Source organism: Desulfatitalea alkaliphila, from assembly GCF_022968795.1.
Classification (GTDB): Bacteria; Desulfobacterota; Desulfobacteria; order Desulfobacterales; family Desulfosarcinaceae; genus Desulfatitalea; species Desulfatitalea alkaliphila.
The window spans coordinates 42869-60602 of sequence record NZ_JALJRB010000006.1 but is presented as its reverse complement, the minus strand read 5'-3'; the positions used below and the strand labels follow the sequence as shown (position 1 = coordinate 60602).

Here is a 17734-nt window from a genome sequence, read left to right as displayed (position 1 = left end):
ACCCGTGCGCCGAACGACCGCCGGCGCGCCGGCCAGGTTGATCACGGCACCCGCGGATGGCCTGCGCCCGCCTGCACATCGTCCAACAGCCGCCGCACCTCCTTGGCCAGCTCGCCGCGCACCAGCGGTTTCATCAGAAAGCCGCGCAGGGGTTCCGGTTGCGCCGTCCGCACGGTCATCTGCTCGCTGAAGCCGGTGCACAGAATCACCGGGATGTCGGGACGAATGGCCGCGACCTGTTGCGCCAGTTGTTCGCCGGTCATGTTGGGCATGGCCATGTCGCTGATCAGCAGATCGAAGCCCGCCGGGTCGGCCTGGAAGGCCGCCAGGGCCTCCACGCTGCTGGTGCGGGCCGTAACACGGTAGCCCAACCGTTCCAGCATCTGCGTCTCCAGGCGCACGATGGGCGCCTCGTCGTCCACCAGCAGAATGCGTTCGGTGCCGGTGGGCAAAGGCGCGGGCGCCGCCCCCGCATCGGCCTCCGCTTCTCGCGGCAGAATGGGCAGGTACACCTTGAAGATGGTGCCGCGGTTCATTTCGCTGTAGACCCGCACATCCCCCCCGTGCTCCCGGACGATGCCGTAGACCACTGCCAGGCCCAGGCCGGTGCCCTTTCCCTGGGCCTTGGTGGTGAAATAGGGGTCGAAGATGCGCGGTATGACATCGGCGGGAATGCCGCAGCCGGTGTCCCAGACGCTGAAAAGGGCATGAGGCCCCGCCGTCAAATGGGTGCCGGCCACGTCTTCGAGGGCCAGTGTCGTTTGCCGCAGGCCGATGGCGATGGTCCCCCCCTTCTCCTCCACGGCATGAAAGGCGTTGGTGACCAGGTTCATGGCGATCTGATGGATGTTGGTGGGATCGGCCAACACCGGGCCGCAGTCGGCCTGGATCGACTGTTCGATAACGATGTTGCTGGGAATGGTGGCCCGCACCAGCTTGCCCACCTCCTTGAGCACCTGCTGCATGCGCAAGGGAATGCGCTTGTGCTCGGCCTGGCGGCTGAAGGAGAGGATTTGGTTGACCAGGTCCCCGGCCCGGCGGGCGGCGGTGTGGATTTCGGCCACGTTCTCCCGCTCCAGGCTGCCGCGGGGCAGGTCCTCGAGCAACAGTTCCGACAGGCCGATGATGGGGAACAGGATGTTGTTGAAGTCGTGGGCGATACCGCCGGCCAGTGCGCCGATGGCTTCCATTTTCTGGGCCTGCTGCAGCCGGGTTTCCATCTGCCGGCGTTGGCTGATGTCCTGCACGAAGGCCAGGCCGCCATCCCGACCCTGGAAGGTGATGGGCACCGAGGAGACCTCCACCGGCACTTGGGTACCGTCCAGGCGCAGGTAGATTTGCTCGACCCGGGGCACCGCGCTTTTGCGTTCATTGAGATGCACCATCCTTTCCCGTGAAAGCGCGCGGAAATCGGGGTGCACCCGATCCGGCACCGGCGTGCCGATCAAAAGATCCTGCGTTTCCGCGCCGAACAACTTCAACCCGGCCGCGTTGACATAAACGAAATTGAAATCGGTCTGCACGAAGATGGCGACGGGCGCGCCTTCCACCAGGGAGCGAAACTGGGTTTCACTCACCCGCAAGGCCTGTTCGATCTGCTTGCGATCGGTGATGTCGCGGTTGCTCACCCGGCGACCGAGAACTTTGCCCACCGCGGTTTTCAAGCCCAGACAGTGGTGATCGATCCACACAACCCGGCCCGATCGATGAACGATCCGGAAATCGATGCGGCCGGAACAGCCGATGTCCTCTTCCTGAGAGTGGTGCGCAGTGAAAGCCGCTTGATCCTCGGTATGCACGATGCGCTCGAACAGCGATGGATCGGCCATGAATTCGGCGGCTGTGTAACCGGTGATCCGCTCACAGGAGGGGGAAACCCACAGTGGTCGGCCGTCGGGTCCGATCCAGTACTCCCAATCGTAGGTGTAGTCGGCGATGGTGTTCAACTGCTCCTGGTTTTCCACCAGGGCCGCGGCCATCTCGTCGAAGGTCCTGCCCAAGGTGCGCAACTCGTCGGGCGCCGGGCCCTCACCGGCGCGGGCATCCAGATCGCCGCCGGCAATGGCCTGTGTGGCGCCCACCAGCCGGCGGATGGGTTTCAACAGGGCTCGGCCGCCCGCCAGGTTTGCGATGACCAGGGCCAAGGCGGCCACCAGGACCATCAGCACCAGGTTGCGCAGCAAAATTTGGTTGGCCGGCTGCAATACGTCCGATTCAGGCACGCCGGCCCATAAATAGGCGTAGGGCGGGTGATCGTCGTAAAGGCGCACGGGCTGGTATCCGAATATGCGCCGCATCCCATCCGAACCGGTGTGAACGGAGAGCCCCGGTGCCGGGGCACCCTGCACCTGCTCCCAGGCAACGCCGGCGATGGGTTCGCCTATGGGGTTGGTGGCCTCCCGGGCCGGATGAAAAAAGAGCCGGATGCCGTTTCGGTCAGTGACCGCCACGAAAGAGTCGGGATTCAGATCGGCCAGGTCGAACAATTGGGCGAAATTCTCCAAACGCAGGGCGGCGACCAGCACCAGGCGCACTTGACCCGCTTCGTCCAACACCGGGTATGCAAAGGCCATGGAGTGATGTTCCGTCCCAATCCGGGTACGAATATACTCCCCTGCGGCGAAATCGCGGTGGGTCAACGCCTCGCTGACATGGCGCCGATCAGCCAAATTAACACGCTCGAAGGGCAAGCTGGCGGCGAACATTTCACCGGTGGCATCCACGGCGGCGATGGAGATGAAGATGGGATTGTCCGCCACGATGGCCCGGAAAAGTTCATTGCAGGCCTGCTCGTCCATATCATGGACTTCCTGCATCTTGCCCAGCGTGGAAAAAATTTGGCGGGTGGAACGGGTGATGCCTTTTTGCACCTCCCCCATGGTACGCACCAGCAAGAGCACTTCCCTCTTGGCATTCTCGATGGCTGTACGGCGCAACTCGAAGCCGGAAAAAATAATGATGAGCAGAGCGGGCAGCACCGCCAGGCAAACCAGAACGGTCAACACCCGCCGGATGGATCCTGTAGAAAACAACGCCATGGTTCAACTCCCTTTGCCGATCCCCCTAGGGCTCTTCCATCCCGATACCGTTGCGCCGAATTGGCCGACCGAACATCGATCTCCGCCGGCATTGAATCTGTTCTTACCTGCTGAACCGCACCCGGAAAGTAATAACACGCCCGGCCGCCGGACAACAAGCCGATTGCAAAGTTCGGCCATTAAGCCGAATCGCAGTGGGACGAAGCAGGCCCGGCCGCCGCGTCCGCCTACCCCAACAGATCGACGTTCTGAAAATCCATGGCCACTTTTTCCAGCAGATCGGCCTGGTGCGCTTCGGACAGGCCGAGGGCATGGCGCAGGGCATCGATATCTCCCGGGTCATCGAAGTCATCCGGCCGGGAGCGGCCGCCCAGGATGTGGCTGAGGTGGTTGGCCAAGGCCACGACGGCGGTGAGCCGCGGCGCCGTTTCGGCTGCGGCCCAGCAGTGGTGACGACGCACGGCCCCCACAAGCGGTTCGGGCATGCGCCACCTTTCCAGCAGGTGGTGGCCGAGTTGCGGGTGATCCACCCCCAGAACCCGCTGCTCGGCTTCGTGTTCGCTGATTTTTTCAGCGATTCTCAACTGTTGGATCGCCTTGAACTGCTCTTCGTCCAAGAGCAGAATGGCCAACTTGCCGATGTCGTGCATCAACCCGGCGACAAAGCCTTGCTCGGGGTCCACCTCCCCCGCCACGGCGGCGACGCGCCGGGCGGCCAGTCCGCACTCCAGGGAGTGGCGCCACTGGGATTGGCCCCAAGCGCGCACGCCCTTGCGATCCTGCAGAAAATAGCCCCTGGCCGAAGCGGCCAACACCAGGCTCTTGGTGGTTTTGGCCCCCAGCCGCGCCAGGGCCTGACGCAGGGTTCCCACCTTCTGTACGCCACCGTAAAGGGCGGAATTGCCGACCTTGATCAATTTGGCCACCAGTGCCTGGTCGCAGGCGATGACAGGCTCGATCTGATCCAGGCCTGCATCGGGATCGGCCAGCAACTCCAGGGTGCGGCCGGCCATGGCCGGCAGCGGCGGCAGCTCCTCGAGCCGATCCAGCATGCGCACCAGGGCGGGAGCGGTGCCCTTGGTCGACACATCGGGCCGGCCGGACGATGCCCCTGGCGGTCCGGCCGCCGCGCCGCCGGCACCGCCGGGGGCGCCTTGGGCCGATGGCGCGACCATCCAGGAGAGCAGTTCCAGATAGTGGTGCGGGGACAGCCCCTCATAGGTGCGCTCGGTACAGGCGTAGAAGAACATGATCAAGGGCGGCTGCACCACAACGGGCAGCAACGCGCACTCCCCGCCGGGCGGCGGATCCATCAGGGCCGCGATCAGCGGCGACGGAAACACCTTGCCGAGGAAGCCGACCCCTGATCGGCAAACCGCATCGAAGACCGGATCGGCGGCCACGGCACCCAGGTCGCCCTTGTGGGACTGTTGCCGCATCCCGCCGTGACCGTCGATGACGATCCGTTTGCAGTGAATCACCTGCCCCTGCCTTGCGGTGAAAATGAGAATGTCCCGGTAATAGTTCTTGCAAAAGCCGATGACCGCCTCCACCTTCTTCACCACCTCCGGGGCACGCATGACACTCTTGAGCGCCTGCTTGTAGGTCGTGAATAGCGGGTCGAGACCGGTGTCGGCGGCGGGCGGCACCGGGTCGGCGGCCTTGTCCGGCACCGGCAGCAGATGGCAGCAACCTGCGGCCAACTGCTGCTCCACCATGCGCAGGGCCGCGTGACTGCCCATGGGCGCCAGGGCCAGGAGCCGCTGCAATCGCAGGGGGCGGGCCGCCATGCGGGCCACCATCTTCCAGGCCGCCGGCCATTGGGCGGAGATGGGATCGGCAGGACGCCATTGAATCTCCCGGTCCAGGGAGATGACACTTTTTTCGAAATTGCGCCACTCATCGGCGTGGGAAAGCGCCTTGATGGACAGCGCGCCGGCATCGAGCCGGATCGCGGCGCCGTCCGGCGCCACCCGCGCGTCGGTGAAATGGAAAGTGCCCGTTTCCATCAGGAACAGCTCCAGCAGCACCTCCTCGATAACCGTTTCCAGGGTGCTTTGCAGATCGGAGAGGGGCACCACATCAAGCTCGCCCACAATCTGACGCACCGCCATGCCGGTCTCGGACCGGATCCGCCCGATGCGTTCGACCACTGCCTCGTCGATTCGTTTCTCCCAGCGCAACAGGCGCACGAATTTGTCGTCCCCGGCCGTCGAGTGGGCGTCGACCAAAAAACCGTTTTCAAAGACCAGGGTCAACACCCGTTGGCCGGCGGCCACCGATAGCACGCCGTTCAAACTGAGTTGGGACATGAACATCAATGCATCCGCCGGATGGTACTTGCTCAGATCCCCCTGAAATATCATGGCCGCCTCTTTCGAAGATTCGTTGCCGACATGGTTCGCTTTTCAGTACTATCGTCACCGAACCCCCTGAAGTTGAGACGAAAGACGATCCCGCCCCGTCAGCGGCCGCGCAAGCGCCTGGCGGGATACCGTTTTTCCGACCCGCCGCACGCCTTGAAATGAATGCCGTTCAGGCGTATTTGCCCGCTTGCGGTCCATATCCGACCTTGACCTTGGACACCATGTGGTGTATTGAAATCGAACATTTGCTCGGTATGTCCATTAAGGCAAACGGCCTTTGCGGGGCGTTGCTTCCCGTGGCGCTCGAAACGGTTTTCACACAAGCAGCCCAAGGTAATCGGACACAGGTGCTTGCGGCCGGTCGAAGCAACGGGCCATGGCGCCGTAATCGACGTCGGCCGAAGAATCGATACCCCGATGTTCATGCTTTCATTTCACACCACATTTCAAGAAGGAGGAGCGAACAATGAAGATTGATGATGTTAAAAACATCGCCGTGATCGGTGCCGGAAACATGGGTCACCAGATTGCCCTCGCCAGCGCCATCAAGGGTTTCAAAGTGGCGGTCACCGATGTGAAGGACGAAGTGCTGAAAAAAGCCGAGGCCTTCGTGGACAAATACCTGCCGGGCCGCGTGGCCAAGGGGAAAATGACCCAGGAGCAGGCCGATCAGGCCCGCGCCAACATCCGCTTCACCGGCGACCTGAAGGATGCGGTCAAGGATGCCGATTACGTCATCGAGGCGGTGTTGGAGATCCTCGATCTGAAGCGCAAGATTTTCGCCGACCTGGACAAGATGGCCCCGCCCCACGCCATTCTGGCCACCAACAGCTCCTTCATCGTCAGCTCCAAGATCGCCGATGCCACCAAGCGCCCTGAAAAAGTGGTCAACCTGCACTTTTTCAACCCGGCGCTGGTCATGAAGCTGGTGGAAGTGGTCCAGGGCCCCCACACCTCCGACGAGACCGTCGAAATCTCCATGGCCCTGTGCCAGAAACTGGAGAAGGTGCCCGTGCACCTGAAGAAGGAAGTGGACGGCTTCCTGCTCAACCGCATTTTCCGCGCCATCGCCCGCGAATCGCTCTGGATTCTCGACATGGGCGTGGCCTCCGTGGAAGACATTGACAAGGCGTGCGTCTACGGCGCCGGCCATCCCATGGGCCCCTTCCGCCTCAACGACCTGACGGGCATCGACCTGAGCTACATCATGGGCATGGAAAACTTCCGCGCCACCGGCGACCGCGAAAACCTGCCCTCCCCCAGCGTGGTGGAAAAATACGTCAAGGGCGAGTACGGCGAAAAGACCGGCAAGGGCTGGTACGATTACTCCAAGAAGTAAGCCAGCCACACCCGAAACACCACACAGCACCACACGGCCGCCCGATCCCCGGATCGGGCGGCTTTTTTGCAACTCAACAAACTCAACAAACTCAACACCTTCGACCACCACAAGTGCTTTTCTTCGGAATGACTTGAAATCCGACAGTCATTACATGGCAAAATGGCCGAAGGGGTGCGCATACTGTGATCGATGGTATCGGACCTGTTCGGGCACGGCATGCCGTGCCCCTACGATGAGTGGAAAAACCGCCGATCATGCTGTTATCTTATAAATACTTGCCATACACCTAATTTGTTATATTATGTGTATTGCGTGAAATAAAATTTTAGGGAGTGCCGACATGAAACGTACCAATATCCTTCTTGATGAAAAATTGGTCGATAATTGCCTGAAAGCAACCGGCATAAAGACCCAGAGAGCCTTGATCGATCACGCTTTACGTGAGTTGCTCAGGCACGAAAAACAAACGAAACTGCTGGAGTTGAAGGGCGGCATCAATTGGAGCGGCGACTTGGAGGAGTGGCGTAAGGGGCGAAGCTCATGATGGTTTTGGTTGATACCACTGTCTGGATCGATTTTTTTGCAGCAAACCGTAAGCCTCATGTAGAAACCCTGGAAAAACTCATCGCTGAAAGAGAAGATATTTGTCTTTGTGGTGTGATCCTGACTGAAATTCTTCAGGGAATCAGAGATGACGCTGAATTCCGAAAAACCAAAGACTTAATGGCCAACCTTGTTTTTCTTCCCATGTCCCATTCTGTATTTTTGAATTCAGCGGAAATTTATCGTGCACTACGTCGAAAAGGCATCACGATAAGAAAGTCTGTTGATTGTATGATTGCCGCAGTAGCAATAGAACATGAAATACCGCTTCTTCACAATGACAAGGATTTCATTCCTATTGAACATCATTTCGGTCTTAAACGCTTGAAACAAGAAGATGGTTGAGCCATCCGGCATCTATAATCTATAGAATTCATTAACTTAAAACTTAACACGTAAAACTTAAAACTCTTTATTTCCAACCCGACAAACGCCTCTCCTTGACAGCCAAGCACCGATATCCATATAGTGAACATCGTTACCCGCCCGACGACGAAACCATCCACCCGAACAGAAACAAAGGGGGCCTTGAAATAACCATGATGACCGCCGAACAATATGAAGCCAGCTTGCGGCGCTTGAATCTGGAAGTGTACATGTTTGGCAAGCGCATCACGAACGTGGTGGACGATCCCATCATCCGCCCTTCCATGAACGCCGTGGCCCAAACCTACGCCCTGGCTCAGCGGCCGGAGCATGAGGACATCATGACCGCTGTTTCCCACCTGACGGGCAAACGGATCAATCGTTTCACCCACATTCACCAGAACCGGGACGATCTGGTCAAAAAAAGCAAGATGGGCCGGTTGCTGGGACGCGCCACCGGCTGCTGTTTTCAGCGCTGCGTGGGCATGGACGCTCTCAACGCCTTGTCCATCGTCACCTACGACATGGACCAGGCCAACGGCACCGAATATTACCAGCGTTTCCAGCAGTACCTGACCTATGTGCAGGACAACGACCTGGTGTGCGACGGGGCCATGACCGACCCCAAGGGCAACCGCCGCCTGCCGCCCCACCAGCAGGACGACCCCGACCTTTACTTGCGTGTGGTCGAGGAACGACCTGACGGAATAGTGGTACGGGGCGCCAAGGCCCACCAGACCGGTGCGGTCAACTCCCACGAGATCATCGTGATGCCCACCATGGCCATGCGGGAAGCGGATCGGGACTATGCGGTCTCTTTCGCTCTGCCCAGCGACGCCGAGGGCATCAAGTACATCATGGGCCGCCAGTCCTGCGACACGCGCAAACTGGAAGAGGGGCGCATGGACCGGGGCAACCCCTTGTTCGGCGGCCACGAGGCGCTGGTGGTGTTCGATGATGTCTTCGTGCCCTGGGAGCGGGTGTTCATGTACAAGGAGCATGCCTTTGCCGGCAGTTTGGTGGAGAAGTTCGCCACCTACCACCGCCAGAGCTACGCCTGCAAGGTGGGCGTGGGGGATGTGCTCATCGGCGCCGCCCAGACGGCGGCGGAGTACAACGGCGCCGAGCGGGCCTCCCACATCAAGGACAAACTCATCGAGATGAACCATCTCAACGAGACCCTCTACTGCGGCTGCATCGCCTGCGCCGGTGAAGGCCATGCGGCACCCAGCGGCACCTATATCGTCGACCCCCTGCTGGCCAATGTACACAAACAGAACGTGACCCGTTTTCCCTACGAAGTCGCCCGCCTGGCCCAGGACATCGCCGGCGGCTTGATGGTGACCATGCCGGCCGAAGCCGATTTCGCCTCGCCCCTGACCGGCAAGTGGCTGGAAAAGTACTACGCCGGCGATTGCAGTGTGCCCACCCTGAACCGCATGCGGATCCTGCGGTTGATCGAAAACCTGACCCTAGGTACCGCCGCCGTGGGGTACCTGACCGAATCGATGCACGGCGCCGGATCGCCCCAGGCCCAACGCATCATGATCGCCCGCCTGGCCAACATGGCGGAAAAGCAGCGGGCGGCCAAGGCGCTTTGCGGCATCGATGAAACCTGACCTGCGGCCGCTGCGCATCGGCCTCAAATATTGCGGCGGCTGCCGACCGAACTACGACCGGGTGGCCCTGGCCCGGCACATCGCCGACCGATTGGGGCCCGGGACGGTCTTTGAATCGCCCCGCGGCGCGGATCTCGATCTGGTCGTGGCCATCCACGGATGCCCCACCGCCTGCGCCGATTTGAGCGACTGCCGCGCACCCACCGTTTTGTCGGTGACCGGTATCGCGGAGGCGGAACGGGTCATCGCGCGGATCTTGACACTGACAGCACGAAAGGAGTCCGACATGCAGCTTTCGCGGGAAGCGATCCTGAAGGCCCTGGACACATGGAACGACGCCTGGGCGCGCTACGACCTGGACGGAGTGATGGCCCTGATGCACGATGACGTGGTGTTCGAGAACTGGACCGGCGGCAGGGCCTTGGGCAAGGCGGCCCTGGCCGAAGCCTGGCGCGCTTGGTTCGCCGGCGGCGGCTTCCGCTTCCTGCAAGAAGAACTGTTTGTCGACGAAACGGCCCAGAAGGTGCTCTTCCGCTGGGTGCTGGAGTGGCCTTGCCCGACCAAGGGGCATGAAGGCCGTCTGGAGCGGCGCAAGGGGGTCGACGTGATGCACCTGAAAGACGGCAAGATCATCAACAAGCTCACCTTCTCACAGACCACCGTGGAGATCGACGGGCAACGCCACGCCATGCGGCTGTAAAAGGGGCTTGCCAATTTCCCGGGTTTTGGTAAAAATCAGAGCGTCATCATGGCAACAACGGAGAAAAGAATGCCCGACTCGAACTCCCCGTCGGCGGCTTCCAGCGACCGCCCCATCCTGTGCCGGGGCGTGCGCGGCGCCACCACGGTGCCCAAAAACAGCCGCGAGTCCATCCTGACGGCCACGCGGGAGATGCTGTTCGTCATCATGCGGGCCAACCACATGCAACCGGAGGATGTGGCCAGCGCCTACTTCACCACCACCCCCGACCTGAACGCCACCTACCCGGCCCTGGCTGCCCGTCAGTTGGGGTGGTATGATGCCGCGCTGCTGTGCGGCCACGAGATGGCGGTGCCCGGCGGTCTGCCGCGCTGCATCCGTGTGCTGATCCACTGGAACACCACCTGCGGCGTCAAGGAGATCGTGCATGTCTACCTGCGGGAGGCCAAGCGCCTGCGCCCCGACCGCAAGAGCATGCCGGCCGTGCCGCTGGAACAACTGGAAGAATTTTTGCACCAGATCGACATGGAAGCGCTCAAGTTCGACCCCGACGGCAACGCGTAGTGCCGACCGTAACGCCGTGGAGGTCATCATGGGTTCACAACACCGAGGTTTATTCATCCACCAATCATCTGCCGACACCAAGAAGGAGGACGCGACATGGAAAAAGCCGCCAGGAAAGAGAGAAAAGCAAAAGTCATCGAAGTATTGAACAAAGCCCGCGCCATGGAGCTGCACGCCATCGGCCAATACATGAACCAGCACTACAACCTGGACGACATGGATTACGGCGAGCTGGCCCGCGACATCAAACTGATCGCCATCGATGAAATGCGCCATGCCGAGATGTTCGCCGAACGGATCAAGGAGCTGGGCGGCGAACCCGTCACCGATCCGGCGGCCAAGGTCAAGAAGGGCCAGAAGGTCGAAGCCATCTTCCCCTTCGACGCCGACCTCGAGGACTCCACCATCGACAACTACAATCAGTTTCTGCTGGTTTGCCGCGAAAACGGCGACAGTGTCAGCATGCAACTTTTTGAAACCATCATCGACGAGGAACAGGCCCACTTCAACCACTTCGACAACGTCGGCGAACACATCCAGAGCCTGGGCGCCACCTACCTGGCCCAAAAAGCCGGCACGCCGTCATCCACCGGCGCCCCCTCCAAGGGATTCGTCACCGGCGGCGCATAACGGCCGCATTCACCTGACCCTCTAAATACAACAGGGCGCCCCTCAACCGGGGGCGCCCTGTTGTATTAATCCTCCCATTCCTTGACAAAAACGCGACCACTCTTTAATGTGACCGTTTGATTCGAGTGCATGCGGACGCGCCCCTTCGGCAACCGTTGGATGCTCCCGTCGGACCGGCGCCTCAACCCTCACAACGCCTTGCGGAACCGTTTGCCATGACCCATCGCCTGGAAGACCCATGCCGTGAACTTTTGCTGATGTGCGCCGGCGCCAAAGGCGCCATCGCCTCCACCGTGGCCGTGGCGGCGGCCGAGTTGCAGCAAGAAGCCCGCTCCGTGCTCTCCAGCTTGACCACCACGACAATGCCGCCGTTGGCGGCGGAACGCCTGCGGCTCCACCTGGCCGGCTGGGATCCGATGGACGGTCCCCTGAGCGCCGCCGTGCAACACCACGGCGTGGTACCGGCGGCGGTATGGCAAGGCCACGGCGCCTTTCTCGACGCCCTGGACATCCGGCGGCCGCCGGACGGCGCTTTGCTCCTGGCCGACCAGGTGGCGTCCATCGCCGATGACATGCGCAATTTCATGGCCCGTCATCCCGAGGCCCGACCGGTGTGGGTCAACCTGCTGCCGGCGGCTTGTGATCCAATCCTCGGCCCCGACACCCCAACACTGAACGACCTGCTGCAGTTGCCCGCAGCGGGACTTGCCCCCGACCTGGCCTACACCCTGGCCGCCCTGGAAACAGGTGTGCCCATGGTCAATTTCAGTCCCAACACCATCGAGCTGCCGACCATCTGCGTCGAGGCGCGGCGGCGCGGCATTCCCATGGCCGGGCGGGACGGCAAGACCGGGCAGACCTACTTCAAGGTGGTGCTGGCGTCGGCCCTCAAGGCGCGGGCCCTTTATGTGGACGGTTGGTACAGCCTCAACATCCTGGGCAACAGCGACGGCCGGAACCTGATGGACCCGGAGCGGGCCTGCGGCAAGCTCAACAACAAAACGCGCCTGCTGGACGAAATTCTGGGCTATCCGGTGGGCGAGCGCTACGACGCGCCTACCCACAAGGTGCACATCGATTACTACCCACCCCGGGGCGACGCCAAGGAGGCCTGGGACGTGATCGACTTCACCGGGATCTTCGGCCTGCCCATGAGTCTGCGCCTCAACTTGCAGGGCCGCGACAGCATTTTGGCCGCGCCCATGGTGATCGACCTGGCCCGCTGGGCCGCGGCCTTGAAGACGGCCGGTATCGGTGGCCCGGTCGCCGATCTGGGGTTCTTCTTCAAGAAGCCGGTGGGCGAGTCCCCGCCGCTGACTTTCCAGGAGCAGTTGGCGGCCCTGGACCGGCTGGCCGCGGTCATCACCGCCGAATAGGGATCCGCCCCACACCGTTTCAGGCGGACACACAGGTCGGCCCCGACGTGAAAAAAATGCAATCGTACGTGAAAGGATGCGTTATGGTTTTCGGATACAGCACCAACGCTTTCGTCCGCTTCGACCTGCTGGACAGCTTCGACAAAATCGCCACCCTGGGGTTCAAGGGGGTGGAAATCATGTGCGACCAGCCCCATCTCTACCCGCCGGACTATCCTGCCCCTCGTCTGGAAGAAGTCAAAGCCCGCCTGGCGGCCGGCAACCTCAAGCCGACCAATCTCAACAGCTTCACCCTGTTCGCCGTGGGCGACACCTACCTGCCTTCCTGGATCGAACCGCAGGCCGAGCGGCGGCAGATGCGCATCGACCACACCCTGGCCTGCCTGGAGATCGCCGCCTTTCTGGGATGTGCCAACATCTCCGTGCCTCCGGGCGGCCCCCTGGAGAAAAGCTTCACCCGCAAAGAATCCCTGGCGCTGTTTCACCGCGGCCTGGACCAGGTGATCCCCCGGGCCGAGGCGCTGGGCGTGCAGTTGCTCATCGAGCCGGAACCCGACCTGCTCATGGAACGCACCGCCGAAATCAAGCCGTTCGTGCAGGATATCCGCTGCGCCGCGGTGGGCATCAACTTCGACATCGGCCACTTCTTCTGCGCCGGCGAAGACCCGGCCGCCGCCCTGGAAGAATTGTTCGAATGGGTGGGGCACATGCACATCGAAGACATCGCCCCCGATCGCCGCCACAACCATCTGATCGCCGGCCAGGGGGCCATCGACTTCCCCTCGGTCTTCCGCACCATGGCCGCCTTGGGGTATCAACGCGACATCAGCCTGGAACTCTACCCCTACACCGACCGTCCCGAGGCGGCCGGCAAAGAGAGCCTGGCCCACCTCCAGCCGCTGATGGCGGCGGCGGGACTGCTCGCATAAAAAGCGCCGGAGGCCCGAATCGCCACTGCCGCAAAAGCAATTGTACTATCGGGAAGGCCGCAGTGGCACTCGGCCATCCGCTTTGGGAAACCACTCCCACTTGCCTACCGGAACCCCTTTTTGCAGGGTTTTGCCGACCATGAAGGCGTCGACCACCGAAGCGATGCCGATGATCACCGCCAGCAGCAGCGGGAACAACATGTTGGAAGCGATGGTCAGAGACAGCCAGAGCACGCCTTTGCCCATCTGGCCGTGAATCATCTGCGCCAGACCGGACACCAGCAAGTTCCACCAGCATATATGCGGCGAACGGGGCGGGACACGCGGATGGATCATGTCGACACGGCCGCCCGGCCCACCGGACGGACCGGTTGCACGGTCCGCTTGCGTTTCCCCCGCGGGGGGCACATAGGCGCCGCATTCCGGGCAAAATCGTGCATCGTCCTGCAGCTGCCGGTCGCACTTGGGACAAATCATCTCTGAAACTCCTGAAGGGGTGCCGTTGGTGGCACCCGGTTAAAAATGGGCATGGGTCATCCTTGCACCAGGGCTATCGTCCTTGCCGGTTTTATTCAGGGGGATCCCTCGTGTCAAGGCAAACAGACCGTATGTCCGGGATTCTCCCATCCGGACCGGCAATGGGAAATCAGGCTTTTCAACAGTGGTTTTTAGGGGTTGCCCTGATTGTCAGGCAGCCGCGGTTTTGTTAGCGTTGCGTCCTGCTTGAGACAGGTGGCTCGCCTGCCTCGCCGATTGCTATACGGCCACCGCCATCTTTGTGAGGTTTAAGCAATGCAATGCATTCCATGCAACACCGTTCAGCCGTCCTGCCGGCCCAAACCGGCGAACCTTCTGGCCCTTGCCGAATCCCCGGCCCCTGCCGAGGGCCGGCCCTACCGATCCGCAATGCGCTTCGGCTAATTACCCTCGCCACATATGCTGCGATCCCCCTTTGCCTTCGCATCCAACGACGGTTTCCTGCAACTCCCGGCGCCAAGGACACGAACCGATAGCGACACTACGCCGTTGCGCTCTGATTGACGATTGCGTCCGCTTTCCCCTCTGCCCCCTGACATTTGCTACGGCCCGACCCCATCTGCGCGCCCCTGCCACCGCGGCCCTTGACACCTAAATCGACGCGTCCCATTCACCGCCGTGCCGCAACGCGCTTGCCGCGCGGCGCCGCCCCCCCCCCGGATCGATACGCCGGTCCCAGGGCCGCTTCAGATGAAAGGAGGTGATGCCAAGAAGTGTTGCAACCTTTAAACACAATCATTGGATATTAACCCAACAAATGCCCACCAAAAAACAGAGAAAGAGAGAAGAAAAAGATGAAAAGAAATGCTTCGCACCACAAATCGTTGACGCGCAATTCCCTTTTGGTCATGATGTGCCTGCTGTTGTCGGGCCTGGTCTTCGCCTGCGATCCGGGCACCACGAGTCCCGGCGTCGAAATCGACACCAACACCGCCTGCTGCGCAGACTGCATCTGCCGGGGCGATGCGCCCACCCAATCCTCCTATCGCAACGGCCCCTACCGCTATACCAGCTACAACCTGCCCCGCACCAGCTATCGCGCGGGCGCCACGGTCTACTACCCGACCAATGCAGAGCCGCCCTTTGCCGGCATCGTCTACTGCCCGCCCTACACCGGCACCGAGTCCATGCTGGCCGCCTGGGGGCCCTTCTTCGCTTCCCACGGCATCGTGCTGGTCACCATGAGCACCACCACCACCATGGACACGGTCGATTCCAGGGATGATCAGCAACGCGACGCCCTTGACGCCCTCAAAGCCGAGCACACCCGCTCCGGCAGCCCGCTGCAGGGCAAGCTGTCCAACCGCTTCGGCGTCATGGGCTGGTCCATGGGCGGCGGCGCCACCTGGATCAACGCTTCCAAAGTCGCGGGCCTCAAAAGCGCCATGTCCCTTGCGGGACACAACGCCACGGCCTTGGATCGGGATGCCAGGGGCGGCAACATCAAGTGCCCGACCCTGATCATGAACGGTGCCACCGACATGACGATCCTGGGCGGCATGGGGCAGTCCTCCGGTGTCTATGACGCCATTGCCAACAACATCCCCAAAATCCTCTATGAAGTCCGCGGTGTGGGCCACATGTCCTGGATGACCCCCACCCAGCCCGGCAATGCAGCGGCCGAACTGGCGCTGGCCTTTCAGAAAACCTTTCTCGAAGGCGATACACGCTGGGGCGAATTCATCGTGCAGGAACCGCGCAACGCCTCCGACTGGGAAACCAACATCCGCGTTCGATAGTCAAATGGCCATCCCATGTGTTACCGGCCCACGATTCGCAGGCCGGTAAGGCTTGAAACACCAGGGGGTGCCGGTGATTCACCGGCACCCCCTGGTATTGTTTCCCGCCATGGGTCAGCGGGTCATCGCATCCTGAAAGGAGATGCATCCCAGAACGGCTGAATGTCGTCCCGCCGCGGTTCGGCCTGCAGAGCGGCCTCGATGGTTGCGTTGGACATCTCTTCTGAACTCATCCGGATATGGGCCGTTTCCAGATCCGCATCCAGCAGCATCACCTTGGGTCCATCCTGGGCATTGGACCACGGCAGCCACGCAGGCAACCGTGTTTCCTCCGGGTTGGGATTGCCGGCATGGGCAAAGGCGGACCAGTAGTCCATCATGGCGTTGGAAAGGGCGATGCGCCCCGCACGATTGCGCGCCGTGAAGACCAGGGCGCCCAGGGATGCATTCTCGGTGCCGAAGACAAAATCGATCTCCATGGCGTGACACGCGCCCAGCAACAGGTTCAAGGGCGATGCGATCACAGTGTTGCCCGCGCCGGCGCCCCACAGGAAATGATAGGCGAACAGATCGGGCTGGCCGGACGGGTCGGACAGCAAGCGGGCCACCTCATCCACGGCCATCACCCGCCAACCATCGCTCTGGTATTCGGCAACCGACTGATACAAGGCTTCTTTTACCGGATCGGTGAACAGCGAATAATCCTGGCGCCATTGGCCGAAGGGGGGAACCAGGCGCAGAAACAGCTTGGTTTCCTCTTTGTTGGTACCTACGATCAAGGGCACTTTGTTGTAAGCGCCGGCGGCCCAGGCGTCATAAAACCCTGTGGGCAACACATGACCATCGATAAAGCAGGTCGGCAACCGAAGCATGCCGGCCGCCTTGCCTTCAGGATACATTTCCAAAAAGGCCTGCGGCGCCATGGCGCGCATCCAATCGGCAACCGCCGACAGGCTCATGCCGGCCAACATCTCTTTGGCCGCTGCCGCATCGGCCGCCTTGCCCTCGTGCACCAACCGCTTGGCCAGCACGGTATCCACATGGGCGGTGCCTTGCGTCGGAGAAAAATGGCGCACCACGCCGCTTTGGGATATCGCGCGGTGAAACAAACCCTGCGCCAGAGGCGATACGAGCAGGGAGAACACATTTTGGCCACCGGCCGATTCCCCGGCGATGGTGACATTGTCGGGATCGCCGCCGAAATGAGCGATATTGGTGCGCACCCATTTCAACGCCTGGATCAGATCCAAAGTGGCGAAATTGCCGGAATCTTCCGCCGGATCGCCGGTTTTGAGGGCGGGATGGTGCCAGAATCCCATGGGACCCAGACGATAGCTGGCCGTTACCACCACCATGTTGCCCCGATCAGCGAGAAAACCACCGGTCTGTCGGGACAACAAGGGCCATTGAATGCTGTTGCCGCCACCGTGGATCCAGAAAAATACCGGCAATGGCCCATCGCTTTGGGCCGGGGACCAGATGTTCAGGTAAAGGCAGTCCTCCCCGCCGACGATCACCTGGGGTGTGGCGGGATTGCGGTCGTGATCGATATATTGCGGGCACAATTGACAAAACTCATCCGCCACCAGCGGCTCGGCCCTTCGCTCCGGCGACTGGGGCGCCCGCCAGCGCAACGCTTCGACCGGCGGCCGGGCATAGGGGATCCCTTTCCAGACGAGGGTGTCGCCGGCCTCGTCCACCTGTCCGAGAACCACCCCTTCGGCGGTATCCCGGGCCAAAAGGGACGCTTCGATGGCCGCATCTTGTGCTGCGGTCGATGAAAGGCCTTGCTGACCGGCGCAGCCGATCAACAAGCTCATGAATAGTAAAATAGCTGTTGCAGCCCAAACCCTTGCACCACTTCCTGTTCTCTTCGGCATTACGGAGTGTCTCCTTTTGATATGGATGGATAAAAGTATTTTCAA

General features: G+C 61.3%; 14 protein-coding genes. 10 read left to right on the top strand and 4 right to left on the bottom strand.

All coding sequences use genetic code 11. From position 1 onward, the window contains the following. Positions 1-41: 41 nt before the first annotated feature. Together MRX98_RS07170 and MRX98_RS07165 are read right to left on the bottom strand one after the other, a co-directional pair. Complete coding sequence (locus MRX98_RS07170) at positions 42-3038, bottom strand: PAS domain S-box protein (RefSeq protein ID WP_246904476.1); 2997 nt, start codon at positions 3036-3038, stop codon at positions 42-44. Between the two features lie 227 nt (positions 3039-3265). Then, on the bottom strand, positions 3266-5404 hold the full coding sequence (locus tag MRX98_RS07165) for an HDOD domain-containing protein (protein ID WP_246904474.1): 2139 nt from the start codon (positions 5402-5404) through the stop codon (positions 3266-3268). Between the two features lie 466 nt (positions 5405-5870). Here MRX98_RS07165 and MRX98_RS07160 point away from each other — a divergent pair, with 466 nt between their 5' ends. The 9 genes from MRX98_RS07160 (at position 5871) to MRX98_RS07120 (ending at position 13533) form a co-directional block, all read left to right on the top strand. Then, positions 5871-6743: a 3-hydroxyacyl-CoA dehydrogenase family protein gene (locus tag MRX98_RS07160; RefSeq protein ID WP_246904464.1), complete on the top strand. Its 873-nt coding sequence runs from the start codon at positions 5871-5873 to the stop codon at positions 6741-6743. A gap of 343 nt (positions 6744-7086) precedes the next feature. Then, the gene (locus MRX98_RS07155) at positions 7087-7290 is read left to right on the top strand and encodes a type II toxin-antitoxin system VapB family antitoxin (protein ID WP_246904461.1); all 204 of its coding nucleotides are present in this window, start codon (positions 7087-7089) and stop codon (positions 7288-7290) included. Then, positions 7287-7694 (top strand): type II toxin-antitoxin system VapC family toxin, encoded by a 408-nt coding sequence (gene vapC, locus MRX98_RS07150; protein ID WP_246904459.1) that lies wholly within the window; start codon positions 7287-7289, stop codon positions 7692-7694. Before MRX98_RS07155 ends, vapC begins: the two co-directional genes overlap by 4 nt. Positions 7695-7888: 194 nt before the next feature. Next, complete coding sequence (locus tag MRX98_RS07145) at positions 7889-9334, top strand: 4-hydroxyphenylacetate 3-hydroxylase family protein (protein WP_281432243.1); 1446 nt, start codon at positions 7889-7891, stop codon at positions 9332-9334. After that, positions 9324-10034: a YybH family protein gene (locus MRX98_RS07140; RefSeq protein WP_246904456.1), complete on the top strand. Its 711-nt coding sequence runs from the start codon at positions 9324-9326 to the stop codon at positions 10032-10034. Before MRX98_RS07145 ends, MRX98_RS07140 begins: the two co-directional genes overlap by 11 nt. Positions 10035-10103: 69 nt before the next feature. After that, positions 10104-10598, top strand: coding sequence for a chorismate mutase (aroH, locus tag MRX98_RS07135; protein ID WP_246904452.1), 495 nt, complete (start codon positions 10104-10106; stop codon positions 10596-10598). 96 nt (positions 10599-10694) lie between these two features. Further along, the gene (locus MRX98_RS07130; protein WP_246904449.1) at positions 10695-11228 is read left to right on the top strand and encodes a bacterioferritin; all 534 of its coding nucleotides are present in this window, start codon (positions 10695-10697) and stop codon (positions 11226-11228) included. Positions 11229-11443: 215 nt separating this feature from the next. Next, entirely contained in the window at positions 11444-12604 is a 1161-nt protein-coding gene (locus MRX98_RS07125) for an inositol-3-phosphate synthase (RefSeq protein WP_246904448.1), read from the top strand. Between the two features lie 83 nt (positions 12605-12687). Continuing rightward, complete coding sequence (locus MRX98_RS07120) at positions 12688-13533, top strand: sugar phosphate isomerase/epimerase family protein (RefSeq protein ID WP_246904445.1); 846 nt, start codon at positions 12688-12690, stop codon at positions 13531-13533. A 45-nt stretch (positions 13534-13578) separates the two neighbouring features. On the opposite strand, the gene MRX98_RS07115 is transcribed toward MRX98_RS07120, so the two are convergent. After that, positions 13579-14010: a zinc ribbon domain-containing protein gene (locus tag MRX98_RS07115; protein WP_246904442.1), complete on the bottom strand. Its 432-nt coding sequence runs from the start codon at positions 14008-14010 to the stop codon at positions 13579-13581. Positions 14011-14864: 854 nt separating this feature from the next. Here MRX98_RS07115 and MRX98_RS07110 point away from each other — a divergent pair. Next, complete coding sequence (locus MRX98_RS07110; RefSeq protein WP_246904439.1) at positions 14865-15809, top strand: dienelactone hydrolase family protein; 945 nt, start codon at positions 14865-14867, stop codon at positions 15807-15809. 122 nt (positions 15810-15931) lie between these two features. Here the strand turns inward: MRX98_RS07110 and MRX98_RS07105 are convergent, their stop codons facing one another. Beyond that, positions 15932-17689 (bottom strand): carboxylesterase/lipase family protein, encoded by a 1758-nt coding sequence (locus tag MRX98_RS07105; protein WP_246904437.1) that lies wholly within the window; start codon positions 17687-17689, stop codon positions 15932-15934. Positions 17690-17734: the final 45 nt, after the last annotated feature.

What these genes read in the sequence shown, in the direction of transcription:
- vapC (WP_246904459.1), top strand. Translation starts at nt 7,287, where the DNA reads ATGATGGTTTTGGTTGATACCACTGTCTGGATCGATTTTTTTGCAGCA.
- MRX98_RS07165 (WP_246904474.1), bottom strand. Translation starts at nt 5,404, where the DNA reads ATGATATTTCAGGGGGATCTGAGCAAGTACCATCCGGCGGATGCATTG.
- MRX98_RS07120 (WP_246904445.1), top strand. Translation starts at nt 12,688, where the DNA reads ATGGTTTTCGGATACAGCACCAACGCTTTCGTCCGCTTCGACCTGCTG.
- MRX98_RS07155 (WP_246904461.1), top strand. Translation starts at nt 7,087, where the DNA reads ATGAAACGTACCAATATCCTTCTTGATGAAAAATTGGTCGATAATTGC.
- aroH (WP_246904452.1), top strand. Translation starts at nt 10,104, where the DNA reads ATGCCCGACTCGAACTCCCCGTCGGCGGCTTCCAGCGACCGCCCCATC.
- MRX98_RS07160 (WP_246904464.1), top strand. Translation starts at nt 5,871, where the DNA reads ATGAAGATTGATGATGTTAAAAACATCGCCGTGATCGGTGCCGGAAAC.
- MRX98_RS07140 (WP_246904456.1), top strand. Translation starts at nt 9,324, where the DNA reads ATGAAACCTGACCTGCGGCCGCTGCGCATCGGCCTCAAATATTGCGGC.
- MRX98_RS07170 (WP_246904476.1), bottom strand. Translation starts at nt 3,038, where the DNA reads ATGGCGTTGTTTTCTACAGGATCCATCCGGCGGGTGTTGACCGTTCTG.
- MRX98_RS07105 (WP_246904437.1), bottom strand. Translation starts at nt 17,689, where the DNA reads ATGCCGAAGAGAACAGGAAGTGGTGCAAGGGTTTGGGCTGCAACAGCT.
- MRX98_RS07115 (WP_246904442.1), bottom strand. Translation starts at nt 14,010, where the DNA reads ATGATTTGTCCCAAGTGCGACCGGCAGCTGCAGGACGATGCACGATTT.
- MRX98_RS07110 (WP_246904439.1), top strand. Translation starts at nt 14,865, where the DNA reads ATGAAAAGAAATGCTTCGCACCACAAATCGTTGACGCGCAATTCCCTT.
- MRX98_RS07130 (WP_246904449.1), top strand. Translation starts at nt 10,695, where the DNA reads ATGGAAAAAGCCGCCAGGAAAGAGAGAAAAGCAAAAGTCATCGAAGTA.
- MRX98_RS07125 (WP_246904448.1), top strand. Translation starts at nt 11,444, where the DNA reads ATGACCCATCGCCTGGAAGACCCATGCCGTGAACTTTTGCTGATGTGC.
- MRX98_RS07145 (WP_281432243.1), top strand. Translation starts at nt 7,889, where the DNA reads ATGATGACCGCCGAACAATATGAAGCCAGCTTGCGGCGCTTGAATCTG.